24 protein-coding genes and 1 pseudogene are annotated in these 23,237 nt (G+C 69.0%); 11 read left to right on the forward strand and 14 right to left on the reverse strand.

The annotated features are described in order from the left end of the window. Positions 1-3 precede the first annotated feature (3 nt). From K206_RS0108440 to K206_RS0108460, 5 genes are all read right to left on the reverse strand, one after another. On the reverse strand, positions 4-2,454 hold the full coding sequence (locus K206_RS0108440; protein WP_020201977.1) for an FUSC family protein: 2,451 nt from the start codon (positions 2,452-2,454) through the stop codon (positions 4-6). Between the two features lie 42 nt (positions 2,455-2,496). Continuing rightward, on the reverse strand, positions 2,497-4,302 hold the full coding sequence (locus tag K206_RS0108445) for a M61 family metallopeptidase (protein ID WP_020201978.1): 1,806 nt from the start codon (positions 4,300-4,302) through the stop codon (positions 2,497-2,499). A gap of 81 nt (positions 4,303-4,383) precedes the next feature. Then, on the reverse strand, positions 4,384-5,373 hold the full coding sequence (locus K206_RS0108450; protein ID WP_020201979.1) for an MDR family oxidoreductase: 990 nt from the start codon (positions 5,371-5,373) through the stop codon (positions 4,384-4,386). Positions 5,374-5,470: 97 nt separating this feature from the next. Next, positions 5,471-6,229 carry a DsbC family protein gene (locus tag K206_RS0108455; RefSeq protein WP_020201980.1) on the reverse strand — a complete coding sequence of 253 codons (759 nt, stop codon included), beginning with the start codon at positions 6,227-6,229 and terminating at the stop codon, positions 5,471-5,473. 42 nt (positions 6,230-6,271) lie between these two features. Further along, on the reverse strand, positions 6,272-7,528 hold the full coding sequence (locus tag K206_RS0108460; RefSeq protein ID WP_029043378.1) for a UbiH/UbiF family hydroxylase: 1,257 nt from the start codon (positions 7,526-7,528) through the stop codon (positions 6,272-6,274). A 150-nt stretch (positions 7,529-7,678) separates the two neighbouring features. Here K206_RS0108460 and ychF point away from each other — a divergent pair, with 150 nt between their 5' ends. The 4 genes and pseudogenes from ychF to K206_RS41500 all read left to right on the forward strand — a co-directional run. Continuing rightward, a complete protein-coding gene (ychF, locus tag K206_RS0108465; protein ID WP_020201982.1) occupies positions 7,679-8,770 on the forward strand; it encodes a redox-regulated ATPase YchF in 1,092 nt (363 codons plus the stop codon). Between the two features lie 191 nt (positions 8,771-8,961). Next, positions 8,962-9,174, forward strand: a complete 213-nt coding sequence (locus K206_RS44260; RefSeq protein WP_231401584.1) for an addiction module toxin RelE — start codon at positions 8,962-8,964, stop codon at positions 9,172-9,174. A gap of 122 nt (positions 9,175-9,296) precedes the next feature. Then, entirely contained in the window at positions 9,297-9,611 is a 315-nt protein-coding gene (locus K206_RS0108475) for a DNA-binding transcriptional regulator (protein WP_020201984.1), read from the forward strand. A gap of 9 nt (positions 9,612-9,620) precedes the next feature. Then, positions 9,621-9,932 (forward strand): annotated as a pseudogene (locus tag K206_RS41500) (hypothetical protein); the annotation flags it as partial. A gap of 29 nt (positions 9,933-9,961) precedes the next feature. Here the strand turns inward: K206_RS41500 and K206_RS0108480 are convergent. The 8 genes from K206_RS0108480 to K206_RS0108515 all read right to left on the reverse strand — a co-directional run bounded on the left by K206_RS0108480 (position 9,962) and on the right by K206_RS0108515 (position 16,452). Continuing rightward, the gene (locus K206_RS0108480; protein WP_020423710.1) at positions 9,962-10,468 is read right to left on the reverse strand and encodes a type II toxin-antitoxin system YhaV family toxin; all 507 of its coding nucleotides are present in this window, start codon (positions 10,466-10,468) and stop codon (positions 9,962-9,964) included. Beyond that, positions 10,465-10,794 carry a type II toxin-antitoxin system PrlF family antitoxin gene (locus K206_RS0108485; RefSeq protein WP_029043379.1) on the reverse strand — a complete coding sequence of 110 codons (330 nt, stop codon included), beginning with the start codon at positions 10,792-10,794 and terminating at the stop codon, positions 10,465-10,467. Before K206_RS0108485 ends, K206_RS0108480 begins: the two co-directional genes overlap by 4 nt. An 802-nt stretch (positions 10,795-11,596) precedes the next feature. Beyond that, complete coding sequence (locus tag K206_RS0108490; protein WP_020423711.1) at positions 11,597-12,253, reverse strand: GNA1162 family protein; 657 nt, start codon at positions 12,251-12,253, stop codon at positions 11,597-11,599. Continuing rightward, positions 12,250-12,636, reverse strand: a complete 387-nt coding sequence (locus K206_RS0108495) for a DUF4810 domain-containing protein (RefSeq protein ID WP_020201988.1) — start codon at positions 12,634-12,636, stop codon at positions 12,250-12,252. Before K206_RS0108495 ends, K206_RS0108490 begins: the two co-directional genes overlap by 4 nt. A gap of 48 nt (positions 12,637-12,684) precedes the next feature. Continuing rightward, positions 12,685-13,347, reverse strand: a complete 663-nt coding sequence (locus K206_RS0108500; RefSeq protein WP_020201989.1) for a CsgG/HfaB family protein — start codon at positions 13,345-13,347, stop codon at positions 12,685-12,687. Between the two features lie 452 nt (positions 13,348-13,799). Continuing rightward, positions 13,800-14,300: a GDYXXLXY domain-containing protein gene (locus tag K206_RS0108505; protein ID WP_020201990.1), complete on the reverse strand. Its 501-nt coding sequence runs from the start codon at positions 14,298-14,300 to the stop codon at positions 13,800-13,802. Next, complete coding sequence (locus K206_RS0108510) at positions 14,297-15,424, reverse strand: DUF4401 domain-containing protein (RefSeq protein ID WP_020201991.1); 1,128 nt, start codon at positions 15,422-15,424, stop codon at positions 14,297-14,299. The genes K206_RS0108505 and K206_RS0108510 overlap by 4 nt, the downstream gene beginning before the upstream one ends. Then, positions 15,421-16,452 carry a DUF2157 domain-containing protein gene (locus tag K206_RS0108515; RefSeq protein ID WP_020201992.1) on the reverse strand — a complete coding sequence of 344 codons (1,032 nt, stop codon included), beginning with the start codon at positions 16,450-16,452 and terminating at the stop codon, positions 15,421-15,423. The genes K206_RS0108510 and K206_RS0108515 overlap by 4 nt, the downstream gene beginning before the upstream one ends. Before the next feature lie 154 nt (positions 16,453-16,606). On the opposite strand from K206_RS0108515, the gene K206_RS0108520 reads away from it, so the two are divergent. Further along, the gene (locus tag K206_RS0108520) at positions 16,607-17,374 is read left to right on the forward strand and encodes a 5'-methylthioadenosine/adenosylhomocysteine nucleosidase (protein WP_020201993.1); all 768 of its coding nucleotides are present in this window, start codon (positions 16,607-16,609) and stop codon (positions 17,372-17,374) included. A 46-nt stretch (positions 17,375-17,420) separates the two neighbouring features. On the opposite strand, the gene K206_RS0108525 is transcribed toward K206_RS0108520, so the two are convergent. Continuing rightward, a complete protein-coding gene (locus K206_RS0108525) occupies positions 17,421-17,657 on the reverse strand; it encodes a hypothetical protein (protein WP_020201994.1) in 237 nt (78 codons plus the stop codon). Between the two features lie 272 nt (positions 17,658-17,929). Here K206_RS0108525 and hemA point away from each other — a divergent pair, with 272 nt between their 5' ends. The 6 genes from hemA to K206_RS0108555 all read left to right on the forward strand — a co-directional run bounded on the left by hemA (position 17,930) and on the right by K206_RS0108555 (position 23,166). Next, a complete protein-coding gene (gene hemA, locus K206_RS0108530) occupies positions 17,930-19,234 on the forward strand; it encodes a glutamyl-tRNA reductase (protein ID WP_020201995.1) in 1,305 nt (434 codons plus the stop codon). Positions 19,235-19,386: 152 nt separating this feature from the next. Continuing rightward, a complete protein-coding gene (gene prfA / locus K206_RS0108535) occupies positions 19,387-20,469 on the forward strand; it encodes a peptide chain release factor 1 (protein WP_020201996.1) in 1,083 nt (360 codons plus the stop codon). Positions 20,470-20,702: 233 nt separating this feature from the next. After that, on the forward strand, positions 20,703-21,029 hold the full coding sequence (locus K206_RS0108540; protein ID WP_020201997.1) for a hypothetical protein: 327 nt from the start codon (positions 20,703-20,705) through the stop codon (positions 21,027-21,029). A 184-nt stretch (positions 21,030-21,213) separates the two neighbouring features. Beyond that, positions 21,214-22,113, forward strand: coding sequence for a peptide chain release factor N(5)-glutamine methyltransferase (prmC, locus tag K206_RS0108545; protein ID WP_029043382.1), 900 nt, complete (start codon positions 21,214-21,216; stop codon positions 22,111-22,113). 119 nt (positions 22,114-22,232) lie between these two features. After that, complete coding sequence (grxD, locus tag K206_RS0108550; protein ID WP_020423715.1) at positions 22,233-22,544, forward strand: Grx4 family monothiol glutaredoxin; 312 nt, start codon at positions 22,233-22,235, stop codon at positions 22,542-22,544. 7 nt (positions 22,545-22,551) lie between these two features. Further along, on the forward strand, positions 22,552-23,166 hold the full coding sequence (locus K206_RS0108555) for a UbiX family flavin prenyltransferase (RefSeq protein WP_020202000.1): 615 nt from the start codon (positions 22,552-22,554) through the stop codon (positions 23,164-23,166). The last annotated feature ends 71 nt before the right edge of the window (positions 23,167-23,237 follow it).

A 23,237-nucleotide genomic window follows, 5' to 3' on the forward strand; every position in this document is an offset into this window, starting at 1 on the left:
GCGCTAGCGCTGGCGCTGCCGCATGGCGCGGCCGATGGCGCCGGTGCGCAGCGCGATCTTGGCGGCGTCCTCGCGCAGCGCGCGCAGGCGGCGCTCGAGGATGGCGTTGGCGCTGCGTCCGGTGGAGCTTGCCGTGCTGCCGCCGCCCGGCTCGCGCCGGGCCGCGGTGGCCTTGGCCAGCTCGCCCGAGGCCGCGGCCTGCACCAGCACGTCGGCGCGGCGGCGGTCGGCGGAATCGGCCAGGCGCGCGCGGCGCGCGCTGGCCTCGTCGGCGGTGGAAGTGGCATCCACCGCCGCGTTGAGCACGGCCGCCGCCAGCGGCGCGGCGCCCGCCGCGGACACATGGCCCGGCCCCGCTTCGGCGCCGGCCCTGGGCATGGCGGGCCCGGCCCCGGCCCCGACCGCGGCCGCCGCCGCGGTGGCCGGCTCTCCGGGGCGCACGAATCCCACGCCGCGCCCGCCCGCGCGGTCGTCCTCCACCAGCCGCTCGCTCGCCAGCGCGAGGCTGTTCGTGGCGGCGTCGATGGCCTGGCGGATGGCGGCCTCGGCCGCCGGCACGTCGAGCTCGCCGTAGTGCTCGCGCACCTGGATGCGCGCCGCCGCCACGTGCGCGGCCACCAGGTAGTTCTGCACGATGAAGCGGCTCAGGTTGTCCACCGCGCGGTGCCGGCTCTTGGGCTCGTCGAGCATGCGCTGGAACGAGCCGATCAGCGCCGACAGGCTGTCCATGAACTGCTTGCGCTGCACGCGGTAGGCGAAGTCGTCCTTGGCCACGCGCAGCAGCAGGTCGCGCGTGGCGGCGATGTAGCGGCGGTTGGCCTGCAGCACGTTCTCCACCAGCGCGGGCAGCGCGCGGTACTCCCAGCTCGGCAGCACGAAGCTGAACACCGAGGCGATCACCCCGCCGATCACCGTGTCGATCAGCCGCTCGCCGGCCACCGTGGTGCTGCCCGGCAGCAGCAGGTTGATCTGGATGAGCACCTGCACGCAAGCGGCCACCGCGGTGTAGCGGTACTTGATGGTGGAGAACGCCGTGCCCGCCACCAGCGCCACGAACAGCACGCCGAGCAGCACCAGCGGCTGGTGCACCACGCGCAGCACCGCCACCGAGATCGCGCAGCCGATCAGCGTGCCGATCAGGCGGTCGTTGTAGCGCTGCTTGGTCATGCTGAAGTTGGGCTTCAGGATGACGATGATGGTCAGCAGGATCCAGTAGCTGTGCGAGACGTAAGGCAGGTGGTCGGCGATCCACAGCCCCGCGCCCACCGCCAGCGTGATGCGCAGCGCGAAGCGGAACGCCGGCGACTTCCAGTTCAGGTTGTCGCGCAGCACCTTGAGCTCGTAGCGCTGGCGCGTCAGGAACGGCGTCATGTCCGGGCCGGGCAGCACCTTGCTGGGCTCCACCGGCGTGCGCGAGGCCTCGTGCAGCTGCGCCACCAGCGCGATGGCGCCCTTGATCATGTCGAGCGTCTCGGCCAGCGCGGTCATCGCCGCGGGCGGGATGTGGTGATGGCGCAGCTGCGCGATCTCGGCCTCGACCGCGCGCAGCTCCTGGCGGTAGTCCACCTCGGCATAGGAGTAGCGCCCGCGCGTGATGTCGTAGGCGATCGACTCCACGTCCTGGCACATCAGCTGCACCAGCCGGCGCAGGTGGTCCAGCACCGGCGTGCCGGCGAAGGTCTGGCGCAGCAGCGGGTAGTCGGTGTTGGTGGAGAGGATGTACTCGTACAGGTCCAGCATGCGCAGGTGCGCCTGCACCAGCAGCCCGTCATGCGTGGTGCGGTTGCCGCGCAGCACCAGGTCGCGCGCGGCCTGCTGGCGCTCGGCCACCACGATCTGCTGGCGCACGAGCTGGTTGAACTGCGCCTCGTAGTCGTTGCCGGCATCGTAGAAGCCGGCCTTGATCTCCAGGTAGCCCGCCATCTCGTACAGCGCCTCGGCCAGCACCTGCTGCTTGGTGCGCCGCTGCGTGGCCCAGCTCACCGCCATCGCGTAGCCCATGTAGGCCACCGCGCCCGCGCCGAACAGCAGCGCGTGCTCCAGCGCGCGCCGCACCACGAAATCCTCGTTGACGGTCAGCGTCATGACGAACAAGGCCGAGAACTGCAGCGGCAAGGTCTTGTTGCCGTAGGCCGTCATCATGCCGGCCATGAACGTCACCAGCACCAGCACCAGCGGCATCACGCGCGGGAACGGCGTGGCCATCGCCACCGCCAGCGTGACCGCCGTGCACAGCAGCACGCTGGCCAGCATCTCGTTGAACTTGTGGTTCAGCGGGTTGGGCAGGTCCATCAGGCTGGTGCACAGCGCGCCGATCGACACCACCATCGCGGTGGGCAGGTCGGTGAACTGCATGGCCACCAGCGTGGCGCCGATCACCCCGGTGGCCGAGCGCAGGCCCCGGTAGACGTAGTGCGAGTAGATGAAGGTGCGGGGATCGTGCGCGTATTCCATGTGGCGGCTTGGGGCTGGCCTCGGGGCGGGACGCGGCCGGTCTTACTGGCCCAGCCAGCGGGCCCGCATGGGCTGGCGGCCGCCCTCGGCCGTCACCGTGTACTGCGCGGCCGGCTCGCGGGCGAAGGTCAGCGGCAACACGTGCAGCTCGTCGCGGCGGAACACGTGGCACTCGGCGCGGTCGCCGGCGCGGTAGCGCGCCAGCAGCTTGTCCAGCTGCCCGGGCGCCACGCGCAGGCCATCCAGCGCGGCCAGCAGGTCGCCCGCCGACAGCCCGGCCGCCTGGCCGGCGCCGCCGTCGAGCACCTGGGTGACGCGCACCCAGCCGTCCTCGGTCTTGGTCTTGATGCCGAGCGCGGCATTGCGCTCCGGCTTCGTGGGCGCCGCCTTGATGCCGAACGGCTTGAACAGCGCCGCCAGCGGCAGCTCGCCGGTGCCTTCGGTCAGCGCGCGCAGCAGCGTGCCCAGGCGCAGGCCAGTGACTTCATCGATGAGGGCATGGACCTCGGCCTCGGTCACGCCGCGCTGCTGCGCGCCCGGCGCGTAGAAATCGCTGCCGTAGCGCTGCCACAGCGCGCGCATGACGTCGTCGAGCGAGCGGCGGTTGCGGGTCCGGGCGCGGATGGTGAGGTCCAGCGCCAGCGCCACCAGCGAACCCTTGGTGTAGTAGCTGACGATGGCATTGGGCGCGTTCTCGTCCTGGCGGTAATACTTGGTCCAGGCGTCGAACGAGCTTTCGGCCACGCTTTGCTTGGTGCGGCCGTTGCCGCGCAGCACGCCGTTCCAGGCCTTGGCCAGCAGCTCGACGTACTGCGCCTCGGTGATGGCGCCGCTGCGCACCAGCATCAGGTCGTCGTAATAGCTGGTGAAGCCCTCGAACAGCCACAGCAGCGGCGTGTGGGTTTCCTCTCGCAGCCGGTACGGCACGAACGCCGCGGGCTTGATGCGCTTGACGTTCCAGGTGTGGAAATACTCGTGGCTGCACAGGCCGAGGAAGGTGCGGTAGCCCTCGGTGGCCTCCGCCTTGCCGCGCGCCGGCAGGTCCGCGCGCGCGCACATCAGCGCGGTGCTGGCGCGATGCTCCAGCCCGCCGTAGCCGTCGGTGGTGACCATCGTCATGAAGACGTAGCGGCGATTGCTGTCGAGGAACGGCGCGCGTTCGGTCTTCGGCTCGAACAGGCGGATCTGCGCTTCGCAGATCTGCTTGAGGTCGCGGCACACGCGCTCGAGGTCCAGTTGCGGCACGCGGCCGGTGAAGACCACGTCGTGCCGGGCGCCGCAGGCGACGAAGCTGCCCAGCGCGAAGGTGCCCATCTCGACCGGGTGGTCGACCAGTTCGTCGTAGTCGGCCACCTGGTAGCGGCCGAAGCCGTAGCGCTTCGCGCCGCCGCGGCCCGGCGCCTCGCGCATGGCGGTGGCGACGCGCCATCCGGCGTAGGCCTCGCCCGCGGGCGGCAGGATGTCCACCGTGCAGGGCTGGTGCTCGCGCCCCTCGGCGCACAGGAACACGGAACTGCCGTTGAAGAAGCCGTGCGTGGCATCGAGGTGCGCGGCGCGCACCGACAGGTCCCACGCGTACACCTCGTAGCTCAGCGTCAGCGGCCCGTCCACCGGCGCGGCCTGCCAGCTCTGCTTGTCGCGCTTGGCCAGCGCGACCTGCCGGCCGCCCGCGTCGGCGCGGATGCGCACGATGTTGCGGGCGAAGTCGCGGATCATGTAGCTGCCGGGAATCCACGCCGGCAGGTAGAACTGCTGGCCGGCGGGATCGGGGGCGTCCACCGTGACGGTGACGGCGAACAGGTGCGCTTCCGGTTGAAGCGGGGCGATGGCGTAGTGGATCGGCTTCATGAGCGTGATTGTAGCGCCATGCCCGCACGCGCTTCCGCCATGCCGCGCCGTGCCGCGCTGCGCTGGCGGCCGGCCGGGCCGTCAGGCGTTGACGTTCACCACCACGCGCCCGCGCATGCCGCCCTCGACGATCCTGCGGCCCGCCTCGATGGCGCCGGACAAGCCGATCTCGCTGGTGATGGCGCGCAGGCGGTCCGGCGCCAGATCCGTGGCCAGCCGCTGCCAGGCCTGCTCGCGCCTGGCCATCGGCGCCATCACGCTGTCGATGCCGTACAGCGTGATGCCGCGCAGGATGAACGGCGCCACCGAGGCCGGGAAGTCCAGCCCCTGCGCCAGCCCGCAGCACGTCACCGCGCCGCCGTAGCGCACCTGGGCGCAGGCGTTGACCAGCGTGTGCGAGCCCACCGAGTCCACCACCGCGGCCCAGCGCTCCTTCTGCATCGGCTTGCCGGGCTTGCCCAGCTCGGTGCGGTCGATCACCTCGGCCGCGCCCAGCGCCTTGAGGAAATCCGCCTCGGCGGTCTTGCCGGTGGACGCCGCCACGCGATAGCCGAGCTTGGACAGCAGCGCGATCGCCACCGTGCCCACGCCGCCCGAGGCGCCGGTCACCAGCACCTCGCCATCGCCCGGCGCGACGCCCGCGCGCTCCAGCGCCAGCACCGACAGCATGGCGGTGTAGCCGGCCGTGCCGATGGCCATCGCCTGCTGCGCGGTGAAGGCGTCCGGCAACTTCACCAGCCAGTCGCCCTTCAGGCGCGCGCGCTGCGCCAGGCAGCCCCAGTGCGTCTCGCCCACGCCGAAGCCGTTGAGCACCACGCGGTCGCCCGCCCGCCAGCGCGGGTGCGCGGATTCCAGCACCGTGCCGGCGCCGTCGATGCCCGCCACCATCGGCCACTTGCGCACCACCGGCGCGCGGCCCGTGATGGCCAGGCCGTCCTTGTAGTTGATGGTGGAATAGTCGACCGCGACCAGCACGTCGCCGTCCGCCGGCAGGGCGGATTCCTCGAGCGCGGTGACGGCGGCCTGGGTGGCGCCGCCGTCCTGGGTCAGCAGCAATGCCTGGAACGTCATGATGTCTCCTTCCGCGTCAGCGGATAGCGAAGGTCAGATGAACGAGGCGCCGGCCGACCCGGCGCGGCGCGCCGGGCATGGCCGCCGGCGCGAGAGCTTACTTCTTGAGGCCGGCGAGCTTGCGCTCGAGCGTGGCGGCGTCGGCGGCGCCGGGGATGCGCGTGCCGTCCATGAAGAACACGGCCGGGGTGCCGGTGATGTTGAGACTCTGACCCAGCGTCAGGTTGTCGTCCACGGGCGTCTTGCAACTGCCGTTGCCGGTCAGCGCCACGCGGTTGAGCATCCAGTCGCGCCAGGCCTTGGTGCGGTCGGTCGCGCACCAGACCTGCTTGGCCTTGACCTCCGAGTCCGGCGACAGCACCGGGTAGAGGAAGGTGTAGACCGTGATGTTGTCCATCTGCTGGAAGGTTTGCTCGATGCGCTTGCAGTAACCGCAGTTCGGGTCCGAGAACACCGCCACCTGGCGGCTGCCGTCGCCCTTGGTCCACTTGATGGCGCGCGCCAGCGGCAGGTCCGACCACTTGATGCGGTTCAGGTCCGCCACGCGCTCCTCGGTCAGGTTGGTGCCGGTCTTGGTGTCGACCATCTCGCCGTTGATGACGTAGCGCCCGGTGGCGTCGGTATAGACCACCTGCCCGCCGATATTGACCTCGAACAGGCCCGGCACCGGCGTCTTGCCCACGCTCTTGACCTCGGCGCGCCCGCCCAGCATCTTCTGGATCGACTCCTTGATGCGGTCGGTGCCCGGCTCGCTCGCCGCCACGGCGTGCAGCGCGAAGCCGGCCGCCGCCAGGCCGCCGGCGAGAGTGGCGACGGTCGCCGACAGGGCGGGACGGCGGCGCAGGAATTGCAACATGATGACTCCAGGTATCCGGTGATCCGGCGCGCGCTTCGGGACTCAGCCCAGCGCGCGGCCGATGAGAAAACGTTTGAGCAGCGGCTGGCCGCCCACCGCCCGCATGCCGGCATTGCGCACCGTGCGCGCCATGCCGCCCGGCAGCGAGAACAGCCGGTGCAGGCCGTCGGTGGCCGCCGTCAGCGACAGCAGGTCCGTGGCGCGCGCGCGCTCGTAGCGGCGCAGCAGGCGCAGGTCCCCTTCGCCGCGGAACGACTCTTTGGCGGCCATCACGCGGCCAAGTTCCGCCACGTCGCGCAGGCCCAGGTTCATGCCCTGCCCGGCCAGCGGATGCACCACGTGGGCCGCGTCGCCCACCAGCGCCACGTGCGGCTGCGCGAACTGCTCCGCGCGCTGCAGCACCAGCGGGAAACCCTGCGCCGGCGTCACGCAGCGCAGCGCGCCGAACTGCCGGCCCACCGCGCCGCTGGCGGCCTGCATCACGGTGGCCGAGAGCGCCTCCGGCGACAAGGCCAGCAGCTCCGCCGCGTGCGGCTCGTCGGCCGACCACACCATCGACACGCGCCGCCCCGGCAACGGCAGCAGCGCCAGGATCTCGCCGTTGGCCGGCTCCTCGTCCGCCATCAGCTTGGCCGGCGCGCCCAGGAACCACTGCCAGGCCGTGTCCTGGTGCGGCTGCTCGCATTCGAAATTGGCCACCACGCCAAGCTGACGGTAGCGCCGCTTGGAGACCGGGATATGACACTGGTCGCGCAGCCACGAGCGCGCGCCGTCCGCGCCCACCACCAGCGCCGCGCGCACCTTGTCGCCGCCGGCCAGCGTCAGCGTGGCGCCATCGTGGTCGCGCTGGAACGCCGCGGCGGTATCGTCGAACCAGTGCACCTGGTGCTGGAACCGCAATGCCGTATCCAGCACGCGCTCCACCTGGCCCGACTCGATGATCCACGCCAGTTGCGGCACCGTGGCCGCATACGCCGAGAAATGCAGGTCGCCCGCGGCCGGGGCATCCTCGCGCGCCGCGCTGGCGTCGCCGGACACCCGCATGTCGCACACCGGCTGCACCCGCGCCGGGTCCAGCGCCTCCCACACGCGCAACTGCGCCAGCAGCGCCTGCGAGCTGGCCGAGAACGCATAGATGCGGCTGTCCCACTGGTCCGCCGCCGGCGCGCTCGCCTGCGGACGCGGCGCGACCAGCGCCACCTGCATGCCCTGCTGGGCCAGCAACAACGCGCAAGCCTTGCCGACGATACCGCCGCCGACCACGGCAACCTGGAAACGGGAGGGAGATGGACGAGTCATGGCTGGATTATAGCCATCCCGGCACTTCGCCCGCGCCCGTCCCGTGCGCCGGCCAACGCCGCGCCGGACCGCCGCCGCCGGCCACCCCGGGCACGGTGCGCACACGCCCATCCGCTAGAATAGGGGTTTTGCTATTTCAAGCTTTCTACCATGAGCCTCAAATGCGGCATCGTCGGCCTGCCCAACGTCGGCAAGTCCACGCTGTTCAACGCCCTGACCAAGGCCGGCATCGCCGCCGAGAACTATCCGTTCTGCACCATCGAGCCCAATGTGGGCGTGGTGGAAGTGCCGGATCCGAGGCTTGCCAAGCTCGCCGAGGTCGTCAAGCCCGAGCGCGTGCTGCCGGCCGTGGTCGAGTTCGTCGACATCGCCGGCCTGGTGGCGGGCGCCTCCAAGGGTGAAGGCCTGGGCAACCAGTTCCTCGCCAACATCCGCGAAACCGACGCCATCACCCACGTGGTGCGCTGCTTCGAAGACGACAACGTGATTCACGTGGCCGGCAAGGTCGATCCGCTGTCCGACATCGAAGTGATCAATACCGAACTGGCGCTGGCCGACCTCGCCACCGTCGAAAAGGCCCACGCCCGCTACATCAAGCCCGCGCGCGCCGGCGACAAGGAAGCGCTGCGCCTGGTCGCCGTGCTGGAAAAGGCCCAGGCCGTGCTCAACGAAGCCAGGGCCGTGCGCACGCTCGACCTGTCCGACGAAGAATGGGCCGCCATCAAGCCGCTCTGCCTGATCACCGCCAAGCCCACCATGTACGTGGCCAACGTGCGTGAAGACGGCTTCGAGAACAACCCGCACCTGGACGCCGTGCGCGCCCACGCCGCCAAGACCAAGTCGCCGGTGGTCGCCGTGTGCGCCGCCATCGAAGCCGAGATCGCCGACCTCGACGACGCCGACAAGGCCGAATTCCTGGCCGACCTCGGCATGGAAGAACCGGGCCTGGACCGCGTGATCCGCGCCGGCTTCACCCTGCTCGGCCTGCAGACCTACTTCACCGCCGGCGTGAAGGAAGTCCGCGCCTGGACCATCCACGTGGGCGACACCGCCCCGCAGGCCGCCGGCGTGATCCACACCGACTTCGAACGCGGCTTCATCCGCGCGCAGACCATCGCCTATGAGGACTTCATTACCTACAAGGGCGAACAGGGGGCGAAGGAAGCCGGGAAGATGCGGGCGGAAGGGAAGGAGTATGTGGTCAGGGATGGGGATGTGATGAATTTCTTGTTTAACGTTTGATCAGCGTTTGAGCATCCTCAGCGGCCATCTCTGACCGGCTCGCAAGGGAAAAGCCCCGCAAGGCGTGAAGCCGGCGGGGCTTTTTCATTTGGGATGTTGCTGGCGAGCACCCTGCAGCCCATGCCAGTCGAGAGCCAGCAACTCGGCGTATAGATTGCCATCTATACGCAATTTGCGTATAACTTGAATCCATGAAAGCCGTCTTCGTCGAATTGCCCGCCTTCGCCCGATACCGGACCGCTTACCTGGATGATGATGAGTTCCGTGGACTGCAATCGGCCATGATGATCAATCCGGAGGCCGGCGATGTGATCGAAGGCACCGGCGGCCTGCGCAAACTGCGGCATGGTGATCCGCGCAGGGGCAAAGGTAAGCGCGGTAGCCTGCGGGTGATCTACTACTGATGGGACGGTGGCCGGCAATTCTGGCTATTCACCCTGTACGACAAGAATAAGTTGAAGGACTTGAGCGCCGACGAGAAGAAAGCGCTCAAGCGTATGTTGAAAGCAGAACTGGAAGTCAGGCGATGAAAAAACGGAACCTGTTTGCGGAAATTGCCGAGGGTTTTGATGCCCTGTCCGATGCGCGTACTGGCAAGCAGACACTGCGTACGCACGAGGTGGAGATGAAGCCGGCGCCCGAGATCACCGCCGGCGAACTGCTCGCGCTGCGGAAGCGCTTGCACCTGTCGCGGCCGGTGTTCGCCAGCTACCTGCGCACCAACCCCCGCACGCTGGAAAATTGGGAGCAGGGCCGGGCCAAGCCAAATGCCCAGGCCGCCCTGCTGATCCGCCTGGTCGAGAAGTTTCCTGATACGGTGGAACGGCTGGCGGCGGTGTGAGGGGATTAATTGGTCGGCGAGGGATTTGACCATCCTCCGCTCGATACCCTCGTGCTCGCCATGCCGATCTCGTGGAAGGGAACGCTGCAACAATACGCAGGCCGCCTCCACCGCGAACATGCAAACAAGACTCGCGTGTGTATCATCGATTTCATCGACTCCGGCCACCCCGCCCTGCTGCGGATGTGGGATCGGCGACGGCGCGGCTACCAGGCGATGGGTTATCGGATTCCAGCGTCTTCAATCGGAAACGATCTGGATTTCGAATTGGAGACTTCAGACGAGACAGATGCCCAGCGGACCACGGCCACACCGGACTGAGCAACGCTGCTCTCGGGAAATTCGCGGACTCAATCGAGTCGTTCAAGACCCACTCGGTGCAGCCGCAATTCATCTTGAGATGCTTCGCCAAGCAACTGCGCCCAGTCATCAGGCGGATGCCCGCTCTCCAACATCCTGCGAAACACCCGGTACGCGTCGTCGTTGCTCTCATAAGCACGCCGGGTGTCATCGTCGTTGACCCACGCGAATACGATGATCTTGCTCGGCGCGTGATAGCGAAAGAACAAACGGTATTGCTGGAAGAACTTCACCCGGAACCAGTGCTTATGGCTATCGCCAAGGGCATTGCCTTGGCGATATTCCGGCCGTGAGGGATCCTGCGGAATGACCTCGAACACCAACTTGGAGATGGCCGCCAGCCGCTTGCTGGCATTCTTCTTCATATACCCGGCCGGGTCCTTTTGCCTGAGCGATTCGACCTGCCGAGTCAACGCCGCGAACTGATCAAGGAACAGCGGATGTGCAAAGATCGTCCAGCCATTGATCAGCAATGGCGCAGACTTGTGCGCCCTCATTCGTCATCCGCCGACAGCGCAGAATCAAGATCGACTTCGACGCCACCGACCAGCGACTGGAGGCGATGCACCAGACTGGCATCAATTATCTGCAGCCGCTCCGGATGCGTGACGAGGTCGTGGGCAAGGAAGTCCAGGAACCGGGCGAGTACAGGATCGTCCTCCGTCTGTGCCTCGACCCGCGACAGCACGACCTCGCCGCCAGGACGAATGGTGTAGTGGATCCTGTCGCGCTTACCCAGGCCCAGAGCCCGCCGGACAGTCTCCGGCACGGTGGTCTGGTAACGATCAGTCAGGGTCGATTCGGCCTCGACGGTGGCGGACATGGGCGCTCCCATCAAAAGAAAAGAAACAACAAACAAGGTAATGCAATCGCATTACCAAGTCAATGCGAACGTCTGAAAAGATCCGCTAGACATGATGTCTGCGATGCTTTTGTTTCGCTGCGGTCGCCGTGCTACGTGCCGCACGTCCCTCCGCTATGCAACGCGGCCAGTTCGCTGACACCAACGTCTCGTTCACCAGCCCAGCCGCCAACGAAAGCAGCCGGCCCTGCATGTCATCCGGCTGCCTTTCGAGCGTACCCGCGGCAGCGTAATCGCTCGCCATCGAAAGCAGCGCATGAAGCTGGGCCGCCTTCTCGGCCGCAAGGCTGAGCGGGATTTCCGCTGGCGCATGTGCCGTCACGAATGTCCGACGCCTGTATGTTCGGCGGTGATACCAAAGCGGGTGTGCTTATGCATCGTATGTCCCCCTTTGTGCAACCAACACACGTTGAGAACATACTGGTTTCTGCTGGGATAGAAATCGCCCGATATGGGCGAACGAACGTCTGCACATAGAGTTGCCTCCTGAACCGTTCACACACTACCTGACGGTGGTCTTCCTACGTCCCCGAGACGCCAATCCCGACCGCGCTCGTTTCTGCGGCTAGCCCAGTATAGTGTTTGCTCTGTGCGTCAGCGCTGCTGTCGCAGCATTTGAGAATCGGCTCACAAGACAATTCCGAGCATTCGGCATACCGACTCTGCCGCCCCAACAAAAAGCCCCGCAAGTCCATCAACCCGCGGGGCTCCCAAGTCCAAGCAGCCCTTCAAACCAGCCGCTCAAACCCAAGCACAACCAACCTCAATCCGTCTCATACCGAGGCGACCGGGGCCCGAACAGGATGCTGCCCGGATGCCCGGCCGACAGCAGCCGCGTGCTCGTCACGCCGGCCACCTTGTGCCCGGCTTCGGTGACGTTGTTGAGCACCTGCTTGACCGCCGCGGCCACCAGCGCGCCGATCAGCCCGCCGCCGCTGTTGCCCTGGTCGTCCGTGGCCGAGGCGCTGCCGCTCCACAGCGTGGCGCCGGTCTTCAGGTCGACCAGCTTGGCGCTGGCGGTCACGGCCGTGACGCTGTTGATGACCATGTACGAGGTGCCGTACTTCGATACCGTGATGTAGAGCGCGGCGTCGGCGCCGAAGATCTCGCGCAGCTTGGCCGGAGCGACCTGGTGGATGTCGCCGGGGGTGGTGAGGCCGTTCTGCTTGAAGGTTTCGTCCACCAGCGCCACGGGCAGCACGTAGTAGCCGGACTCCGCCAGCGGGTAGGTGACCTGGGACAGCATGCTGTAGGTCGCCTTCACCTCGGGCGATTCGTTGAGCGGCGGCAGGACCACGATGGAGCGCGGGCGGCTGGACTTGAACGCGGTGTAGTCGACGTTCTTGCGCGGCGCGGCGCAGCCGGCCGCGAGCACGGTGATCGCGGCGGCGGCGAAAAGGCGTTTGAACATGGGCTTCATTTCTTGTCTTCACCCCGCTTGACGTTCTTCATCAGGAAATCGACATAGGTGGCCGACTCGGGGAACAGAGTCTTCTCGGTCTGGAATTCCTGCACCATCTGGTCGTCCTTGCCGATCTCGGCGTAGAGCATGCCCAGGTGGGCGTGGTAGCCCGGCGGCGGCGTGGCGCCGGCGGCCGCGATCTTCTGCATGTCGCGCTCGAGCGCTTCGATCTGCGCCTGCTTGGGCTCGCCCTTGAAGTATTCATAGACCTGGGGCTGGTAGCTTTCCCATTGGTACAGGGTCTTGGGTGCCGCGCACCCGGCCAGCAGAACGCTTCCCGTCAAGGCCAGCGCCACGGGGCGCCACGGCCGGTACTGCTTTTGCTTTTTGACTTCTTTCACTTCTTCTCCTCTTCGACAAACGAACCGGCCTGGCCGGTCTCACCGGCTTTACGGATTGCCCGGCTTCCACGCTCCGCTTTCGATGCCGCTGATCAGGTTGGTGACCGCTTCGCGCATGGCCAGGTCGAGCACCTTGCCGTTGAGCGTGGAGTCGTAGCTCTGCGTGCCGCCGAAGCCGATCACCTCGCGGCTGGACAGCGCGTATTCCCCGGCGCCCTGGCTGGAGAACACGACTTCCGAGGTGGCGATGTTGACCACGTTGAGCGCGACCTTGGCGTAGGCCACCTGCGACTTGCCGCGGCCGAGAATGCCGAACAGCTGCTGGTCGCCGACTTCCTTGCGGCCGAATTCGGTCACGTCGCCGGTGATCACGTAGTCGGCGCCCTTCAGGCGCTGCGCCTGGCTCTTGATCTCCGCCTCGCGCTTGATCTCGGCCATGTTGTCGCGGTCGAGCACGTTGAAGCGGTTGCTCTGCTGCAGATGCGTGATCAGCACGGTCTTGGCCTGGCCGCCGAGGCGGTCGATGCCGTCCGAGAACACGCCGCGCATGTAGCTCGAGCGGTTGTCGAACTTGCCCACGGCGATCGGCGTGCGCACGCCGGCGTATGGGCGGCTCGCGCTTTCCACTTTCTGCACCGGCAGCGCGGTCGACGTCTCCGTCGCGCAGCCGCCGAGCAGCCCGGCCAAGGCCACGGCCCCGAGCAGGTGCATTGCGCTGGATTTCTTGTTCACTAAGATTTCTCCTCTTCATTGCCCCATCAAACATCGGACTCCGCCGCGCGGGGCGGTCGCGGAAATCCGGACAACCGATAAGAGTAACGGCAGCGCGCCGCCATGCCCGCACCCTTCCATCGTCGGGTGTACAGGGCGAATGGATGGTGCCGGCGGCTTGCGGGAAATGACGAAATCCGTGCGGCGATCGCCTGGGCTGAACGTGCCGTCAAGGCACGCAGGGATCGAGGCGCAAGGCGCGGCTTTGCGCATCGCGCGCACAGCGTTGCGCCATGTCTTGAAGACGATACCAAGCAGGACCTGCGCGAATCATTGCGCGTTGTGGCAATGCCGCGACACGCAATCAGAGCGGTCTTATATAGCCATCTCGAAATAAAACGAAACGGGGTATCGCCGGGTGCGTGGCCGTGAATCGTATGCGAATGTCAGTTTCAGAGGGGCTGCAGGTTTTCGTCCCGCAGCCCTACCAGCAGTGCCTGCCCCTCAGCCCCCACACGGAACTCGCCGAAGCGCGCTTTCTCGAAGCGCGCGCCCTGCCCTTCCTGGAAGAAATAGGCGTCGGTCGATACCTGCACCTGCACGCCGCCCCAGCGCGACGGCACGGTCTGGAAGCGCAGCAGTTGCTCGCCCGCGGCGAGCGGCTCGCCGGCATGCAGGCGCACGAGGCTGGCTTCGCCGCGCGCGTCGCGGCGGACCACGGCGACCTGCTCGCGCTCGGCGGGCAGATCCTGCCGCTGGCGCGCCGCGCGGATGGCGTCGGCAATGGCGAAGTTCAGCGCCATGTAGTCGCCCTGCATCAGCGAGCGCGGATCGACGGGCGCCAGCCGCAGATAGACGGTGTCGCCGCGCGCGAGCAGGTGCTCCTTGGTGCCGACGGCGGCGGCGGCCAGCCCGAGCGTGAGCACCCAGGCGATCAGGATCCAGCGTTTCATGACGAGCTCCTTGCGCCGGCGCGTTGCAGCCCGGCGCGCAATGCCAGGACGGCGAGGCCGGCGCCGGCCAGCGTGGCGGACTTGATCAGCAGCGTCCAGTGCAGCGCGCCGTAGTACCAGATGAAGCCGCCGGCCAGCGCGGCCACGGCCAGCCCGAGCCACGGCAGCGAGCCGCGGCGCAGCGCGAGGCCGAGCGCGAGCGCGGCGGCAACGACTGCGGGCGCGCCGGCCAGCAGCGCGCCGAACAGCACCGCGCCCGCCACGGCCGCGGCGCGTATCGGGCCGGCCAGGCGCAGGCGGCCGCTCTCGGCGAGCACGAAGGCGGCCAGCACCGCGCCGCACAGCGCGCCGGCCATCCAGTATGGCGTGGCGCGGCGCGCGGTCTCGGCATCGAACAGGAAGGTGTAGGGCGTGCCCAGGCCAGTCACCACCAGCGCGGCGCCGAGCGCGAACAGCAGCGTGGCATCCGCGGCCGGCTCGAGCCAGCCGTGCCGGCCCGCGGCGCAGAGCCGGCCTTCGGCCCACGTGAATCCGGCCAGCAGGGCCAGCGCGAGCGGCGCCAGCCAGACCAGCGACAGCGCCGTCCATTCCCAGGCATGGCGCAGGTCCGGCATCATCGCCAGTTGCAGCGCCACCGCCGCGCCGCTCCACACACCGAGCGCGCACAGGAAGCGATGCAGCCGGTTGCGCACCAGCGCGTAGAGCACGGCTTCGAGCAAGGCCAGCGCGATCCAGAACGCGGCGGTCTCCAGCAGGCGGGTGCCGCCGTAGGCCTGGCCCGCGCCGAACGCCAGCAGGTTCTGCCCGCTGAGGCTCACGGCGAGCGCGAACTGTTCGAGCGCGATGCCGGTGCGGCTCCGGTACAGCACCGCCGCCAGCGCGATCATGGCGGCGCCGCACAGGGCCATCGCCACGCCGCTGTCGCGCGCGGCCACGAAGACCGAGCCGAGCAGGAAGGCCAGGAAGAAGATCGCGCCCAGCCAGCCGGCCGCGCCCATCAGCAGCCGCACCGCCCGCGGCGCGCGCGCCTGCGCCGGCACAGGCTGCGCGTGCACCAGTCCGCGCGCGACCAGGTCTTGCCACAGCCGCTGCACTACTTGCACCACTTCGCGCTGGTTGCTCATGCCGGCTCTCCTTGCGCGAAGGCCGCGTCGTGCTGGCGCTGGGCGCGCAGCAGCCACGCGGCGGCCGTGGCGGACAGGCCGATGGTCAGCAGCCCCAGCAGCAGGAACGCGCCAAAGCCCGCGTGGCTGCCGTCCAGCAGCACGCGCGCGGCGGCCGTCACCACCACCACGATGAGGGCGAAGCTGGCGAGGCTGAGCGCCACCACGTCGAACGCGCGCAGCCGGAACCAGGCCAGCAGTGCGCCCAGCGCCAGCAGCGCAAGGCCGAACATGGCGGCGTCGAAGCGGCTGTCCAGCAGGCTGCCGATGCCGAGCCAGCCGGCATACGCGCACGCCAGCGCGGCCAGCATGCGCGCGCCGGCCAGGCCGCGAAAACCGAGCGCGGGCAGCGCGGCGCGCAGCGCGAACCACAGCGCGAGCTGCGCCAGCGCGGCGGCCAGCAGGAACAGCGTGGTGCCGCGCTCGCCCGCCGCGCCGAACAGCAGGTCGAACATGCCGCCCACGCCCAGCCGCACGCTGCAGTAGCGCAGCAGCGCCACGTTGGCCAGCACGAGCACCAGCCACCAGTGCGGCGCGGCGCGCGCGGCCAGCGCCCACGGCACCGCCAGCAGCGCCCACAGCGCGAACAGTTGCCAGGCGTCGGCGCCGCTCTGGTAGACCTGCCCGATCACGGCCAGCAGCACACCGGCCACCACCTGCGCGCCGCACAGCGCGGCGCGGGCAGCCATGTCGCCGCCCGGGCGCAGCCACGCGAAGGCGGCCAGCAGGCTCAACGCGCCGGCCAGCAGTCCGAACCTGGCGAACTTGTGCAGGTCCTGCCAGTTGAAGGCGAAGAAGACGATCACGCCGGCGCACAGCAGCGCCGCGCCGAGCGCCAGCAGCGCGCGGTCCAGCCAGTGGCGCCACGCGGCGGCGTCGGGCTCGGCGCGCGGCCAGGCGGCGGCCACGCCGTCAGCGGCGATGGCATGCTGCTCGCGCCAGTCCGCCAGCGCCTGGCGCACGGCGCGCCGGTCTTGCATGCTTTGCATCGAGGATGGCTGCATGGGTGTCCCGTGTGATGGATACGCCTGTGCACTGTAGCAAACGCGCGCGCGGCCGCGCAGCTTTCCTTGCCGGCGCCGCCACCGCTTTGCGACCGCCCGGCGGGCCGGTATGCTGTGCGTTTCTCTACCTGCGCCCGCCATGACCCTCGGTATCCTCGCCGCCATCCACGATGAAGTCGACGGCCTCGTGGCCGCCATGCGCCACGACGACGCGCGCGCCACCGTGCGGCGCATCGGCATGCGCGACTATCACGTCGGCCACCTGTACGGCCAGCCTTGCGTGCTGGTGCTGGCGCGCATGGGCAAGGTGGCGGCCGCGGCCACCACGGTGACGCTGGTGCGCGAGTTCGGCGTGGACGAGATCGTCTTCACCGGCCTGGCCGGCGGCATCGGCGCGCGCACGCGCGTGGGCGACGTGGTGGTGGCCGACCGCACGCTGCAGCACGACCTGGACGCGCGCCCGTTCTTCGCCCGCCACGAGGTGCCGCTGCTCGACCGCGCCGAATTCCCCGCCGACCCGGCGCTGACCGCCGAATTGCGCGCGGCCGTGGACGGCTATCTGCGCGAGGAGCTGCCCACGGCGATTCCCGCCGATGTGCTGGCCCGCTTCGGCGTCGGCGCGCCCGCGCTGCACGTGGGCATGATCGCCAGCGGCGACCAGTTCATCGGCTCGCCCGCGGCCGCGGCGGAATTGCGCGAGCGCCTGCCGAGCGTGCTGGCGGTGGAAATGGAAGGCGCCGCGGTGGCGCAGGTCTGCCATGAATATGGCGTGCGCCATGCGGTGATGCGGACCCTGTCGGACCGCGCCGACGATACCGCGCACGTGGATTTTTCCGCGTTCCTGACCGAGGTGGCCAGCCATTATTCGGAAGGGGTATTGGGGCGATTCTTGCGCAACCGCAAATAAACCGATTCGCCACGGGCCACCGCGATAACCCGGGCAAGAATGCCGGTCAGCGCCGCCGCGCCAGCCCCCAGACTCCGACCAGCACGCCGGCGCCGGCGACGCCGGCAAACCAGCCCGCCATCTGCCCGTCCGTGAACCAGTGCAGCGCGCGGCCGCCATAGAAGGCCGCCATCGCGCCAAGCGCGCCGAACACCACGGCCGCCGGCACGCTGACCCGCCCCGAGGGGTGGAGCGAGCGCGCGGCGAGTCCGACCAATACGCCCACAATCAGCGTCCCAAGCATCACTTTTCCCAAGAATCCGTGCCATGACGCAGCGTTTGCGGCACGAGCGCCGGCGCCACGTGGCTCCGAGGATACGGTAAACCGTTCCCGACCCCGCCCTTCCGAAGCAAATTCTGCATCGGGCGTTATAATGTAGCCCGGTTCGGCGGCGCAATGCGCCGGAATCCGCCGCGTGGAAACCGCGCCGCAGATTTGCCTTTTGAAGCCCGCGCGGCAGCCAGCCTGGAGCATGGCACCCCGCGGGGCCCGGACCCAAAGACGTGTCCCCCACCATGCAACTGCTTGCGATCGGTATCAATCACACCACGGCGCCCGTCTCGCTGCGCGAACGGGTGGCGTTTCCGCTTGAGCAGATCAAGCCGGCGCTGGGGGCGCTGCGCACGCACCTGGCGGGCAGGAACGGCACCGAAGCCGCCATCCTGTCCACCTGCAACCGCACCGAGATCTATTGCGCCACCGACGTGCTGGTCAACGGCGACGCCGGCTTCGAGCACACGCTGCGCTGGCTGGCGCAGCACCACAACGTGCCGGCCGGCGAACTGGCGCCCCACCTGTATTCGCTGCCGCAGTCCGAAGCCGTGCGCCATGCGTTCCGCGTGGCCAGCGGGCTGGACTCGATGGTGCTGGGCGAAACCCAGATCCTGGGCCAGTTGAAGGACGCGGTGCGCACCGCCGGCGAGGCCGGGGCGCTCGGCACCTACCTGAACCAGTTGTTCCAGCGCACCTTCGCGGTGGCCAAGGAAGTGCGCGGCCAGACCGAGATCGGCGCGCATTCGGTGTCGATGGCCGCCGCCGCGGTGCGCCTGGCGCAGCGGATCTTCGAAAGCGTCTCGACCCAGCGCGTGCTGTTCATCGGCGCGGGCGAGATGATCGAGCTGTGCGCCACGCACTTCGCCGCGCAGACGCCGCGCCAGATCGTGGTGGCCAACCGCACCGTGGAGCGCGGCGAGAAGCTGGCCGAGCAACTGGCCGAGCAGGGCCTGACCACCGAGGCGATCCGCCTGTCGGACCTGGGCGCGCGCCTGCATGAATTCGACATCGTGGTGTCCTGCACCGCTAGCTCGCTGCCCATCATCGGCCTGGGCGCGGTGGAGCGCGCGGTCAAGCTGCGCCGCCACCGCCCGATCATGATGGTGGACCTGGCCGTGCCGCGCGACGTGGAGCCCGAAGTCGCGCGCCTGGACGACGTGTTCCTGTACACCGTGGACGACCTCGGCGCCATCGTGCGCGAAGGCAACGCCATGCGCCAGGCCGCCGTGGCGCAGGCCGAGGCCATCATCGAAAGCCGCGTGCAGAACTTCATGCACTGGCTGGAAACCCGCAGCGTGGTGCCCGTCATCCGCGACCTGCAGGCGCAGGGCGAGGCCATGCGCCAGGCCGAGCTGGACCGCGCGCGCCGCATGCTGGCGCGCGGCGACGACCCCGAAGCGGTGCTCGAGGCGCTCTCCGGCGCGCTCACCCGCAAGTTCCTGCACGGTCCCACCCACGCGCTCAACCACACCCAGGGCGACGACCGCGAAACCCTGCTGCGCCTGGTGCCGGGCCTGTTCCGCCACAGCAGCCACTCCGAGCGCTAGCAGCGCTCTGCCACCGGCGGCGCGCGTCCTGCGCGCCACCAGCCCTTGCCTGCCGCGGCATCTTGCCCGGACATGCAATCCCGACGCCGCCTGCCGGCATCCGCCCCAACCCAGTACGACCTCCGCTTCAGCGCGACCCTGCCCGGATACCCATGAAAGCCAGCATGCTAGCCAAGCTCGACCAGTTGTCCGAGCGACTCGACGAAGTCAACGCCCTGCTCGCCCGCGAGGACGCCACCGCCAAGATCGACGTCTACCGCAAGCTCACGCGCGAGCACGCGGAACTGTCGCCGGTGGCCGAGCAGTACGCGCAGTACCGCCAGGCGCAGGAAGACCTGGCCACCGCGCAGGCGCTGCTGGACGACCCCGAGATGAAGGAGTTCGCCACCGACGAGATCGGCGCCGCGCGCGCGCGCCTGGAGGCGCTGGAGATCAGCCTGCAGAAGCTGCTGCTGCCCAAGGACCCCAACGACGACCGCAACCTGCTGCTGGAAATCCGCGCCGGCGCCGGCGGCGAGGAAAGCGCGCTGTTCGCCGCCAACCTGCTGCGCATGTACACGCGCTACGCCGAGCGCCAGCGCTGGCAGGTGGAGGTGATGAGCGAGTCGCCCTCCGACCTCGGCGGCTACAAGGAAGTCATCATCCGCATCGCCGGCGACGCGGCATTCTCGCGCCTGAAGTTCGAGTCCGGCGGCCACCGCGTGCAGCGCGTGCCGGCCACCGAGGCGCAGGGCCGCATCCACACCTCGGCCTGCACGGTGGCGGTGATGCCCGAGGCCGACGAAGTGGCCGAGGTGCAGATCAATCCCGCCGACCTGCGCGTCGACACCTTCCGCGCCTCCGGCGCCGGCGGCCAGCACGTGAACAAGACCGACTCGGCGGTGCGCCTGACCCACATCCCCACCGGCATCGTGGTGGAGTGCCAGGACGACCGCAGCCAGCACCGCAACAAGGACAAGGCCATGAAGGTGCTGGCCGCGCGCCTGATGGACGCGCAGCTGCGCGCCGCGCAGGCCAAGGAGGCCAGCACCCGCCGCAACCTGATCGGCTCGGGCGACCGCAGCGACCGCATCCGCACGTACAACTTCCCGCAGGGCCGGGTCACGGACCACCGCATCAACCTGACGCTGTACAAGATCGAGGCGATCATGGACGGCGACCTCGACGAACTGCTGTCCGCGCTGGCGGCGGAACACCAGGCCGACCAGCTCGCGGCGCTCGGCGAGGACCATTAATCGCATGAATGGCCGCGCGGCGCCGCCATTATCGGGCGCCGGTTATGGCGGCCGGGGCCGCGATAACCCATCTCGCGACCTATAAATCGGCTCTTAACGAAAACCTTTGTATCTGTTGTAAATGCTTGAAACAGCACTGGCGTGACATATGCCGCTGTCTATAATCGATTTCGACCGAGTCGCCACACAGAGGGCGGCGTGTCGACCCTCCTAATGGACAAAAGGACGAAATCATGAAGAAATTGCTCGCGCTGTTGATGATCACCGCTGCCCTGACCGCCTGCGGCAAGAAGGAAGAAGCGCCCGCCACGCCTAGCGCCGACAGCGCCATGCAGAACGCCGCCGATTCCGCCAAGGCCGCCGCCAGCGATGCCGCAGCCGCAGCCAGCAATGCCGCCGACGCCGCCAAGGCCGCCGCCAGCGGTGCCGCAGCCGACGTCTCCGCCGCCGCCGAGCAGGCCAAGACGGACGCCGGCAACGCGATGCAGCGCGCCAAGGATGCCGCCAAGGATGCCGTGAACGCCGGCGCCGACAAGGCCAAGGACGCCGTCAACAAGTAATGCCGCCGCGCGGACAAGCGCGCTACACTGCGAACCCCGCCGAGGCACGCGCCAGGCGGGGTTTTCCTTTTTTCCGGCGCCCTTCCCGGCGCCTTTCCCGGCGCCCGTCCCGTCGTTTTTCCGGCACCCGCCTGTCACCCGCTTGTCATTCGCTTGTTACCCGTCCGCCGCCTGACTTTCACCCATGTCCAGCCCCGCCCCTGCCCAGCCCGCCGTCCTGCCTGAAACCGTCACGGTGCGCCATGCCCTGGCGCTGGCCACGGCGGCCGGCCTGCCGGCGCTGGAGGCGCGCATGCTGCTCACGCACGTCACCGGGCTGACCCGCACGCAACTGATCACGCGCGACGGCGACACGCTGGCCGCCACCGAGCGCGACCGCTTCGGCGCCCTGCTCGCGCGCCGGCTCGCCGGCGAGCCTGTAGCCTACCTGCTCGGCGAGCGCGAGTTCTTCGGGCGCCCGTTCCGCGTCACGCCGGACGTGCTGATTCCGCGGCCCGACACCGAGATCGCGGTGGAGACCGCGCTCAGGCTGATCGCGCCGCTGGCCGCGCCGCGCCTGCTCGACATGGGCACCGGCTCGGGCGCGCTCGCCGTCACGCTGGCCTGCGAGCGGCCGGACGCGGAAGTCTGGGCCACCGATGTCTCGGCGGGCGCATTGCGGGTGGCGCAGGACAACGCGCGCGCGCTCGGCGCGGCCAACGTGCGCTTCCTGGCGTCGGACTGGTACGCCGCGCTGCCGGACGGCCTGCGCTTCGACCTGATCGTCAGCAACCCGCCGTACATCCCGGCAGGCGACCCGCACCTCACGCAGGGCGACCTGCGCTTCGAGCCGGTCGACGCGCTGACCGACCACGGCGACGGCCTGTCCGACCTCGCCGCCATCGTCGCCGGCGCCGCCGCGCGCCTGCGCGCCGGCGGCTGGCTGCTGATGGAGCACGGCTACGACCAGGGCGAGGCCGCGCGCGGGCTGCTGGCGGCGGCAGGCCTGGCCGACATCTTCACCGCGCGCGACCTCGCCGGCCACGAGCGCTGCAGCGGCGCGCGGCGCTTTGTGGCGCCGCCGGCATCCGGCGGCGGCGCCTGAACGGGAACGGCTGATTCCGGTAAAATCGTTTCCTTCATGGCGTGCACTCCGCGCGCCTGCCGATTTCCCCCGCCTGCGGCCGCCGGCACGACCGGCCCCGCGCAACCGAAAGAGACATCATGAGTGACGTGCAACAAAAGATCGACCAGATCGTCAAGGGCAACCCGGTGGTCCTGTTCATGAAGGGCACCGCCCAGTTCCCGATGTGCGGCTTCTCCGGCCGCGCCATCCAGATCCTGAAGGCCTGCGGCGTGGACGCGCCGACCACGGTCAACGTGCTGGAAGACGAAGGCATCCGCCAGGGCATCAAGGAATACGCGAGCTGGCCGACCATTCCCCAGCTCTACGTCAACGGCGAATTCGTCGGCGGCTCGGACATCATGATGGAGATGTACCAGAACGGCGAACTGCAATCGCTGCTCAAGGCCTGAGCACGCGATGAGCGCAGCCGGTGATGCGGGCCGGGGCGCCGGCAAGCCGCGGCGCCTGATCGTCGCCATCACCGGCGCCACCGGCGCGGTCTACGGCGTGCGCTTGGTGCAGATCCTGCGCGCCGTGCCCGGCGTCGAGACCCACCTGCTGATTTCGCCCGCGGGCGTGATGAACCTCCAGCACGAGCTCGACATGGGCAAGGCCGAGGTCGAAGCGTTCGCGCACGTCGTGCACAACGTGCGCGACATCGGCGCCACCATCGCCAGCGGCTCGTTCGCGTCCCACGCGATGGTGGTGGCGCCGTGCTCGATGCGCACGCTGGCCGCGGTGGCGCACGGCCTGTCCGACAACCTCATCACGCGCGCCGCCGACGTCACGCTCAAGGAGCGCCGCAAGCTGGTGCTGATGGTGCGCGAGACGCCGCTGAACCTGGCCCACCTGCGCAACATGACCGCCGTCACCGAGATGGGCGGCATCATCTTCCCGCCCGTGCCGGGCTTCTACCAGAAGCCGCAGAGCGTGGCCCAGCTGGTGGACCACACCGTCGGCCGCGTGCTCGACCTGATCGACGTGCCGCAGACGCTGGCGCCGAGCTGGGGCGGGCTCAACGGCCAGGCCTGAGGCCGCGGCGGGCGCGGCCCCGTCCGCCTCAATGCCAGTAACGGTAGCGGCGGCCGCCGCCGTAGTAGCCG

Source organism: Cupriavidus sp. WS (genome assembly GCF_000395345.1).
Classification (GTDB): domain Bacteria; phylum Pseudomonadota; class Gammaproteobacteria; order Burkholderiales; family Burkholderiaceae; genus Cupriavidus; species Cupriavidus basilensis_B.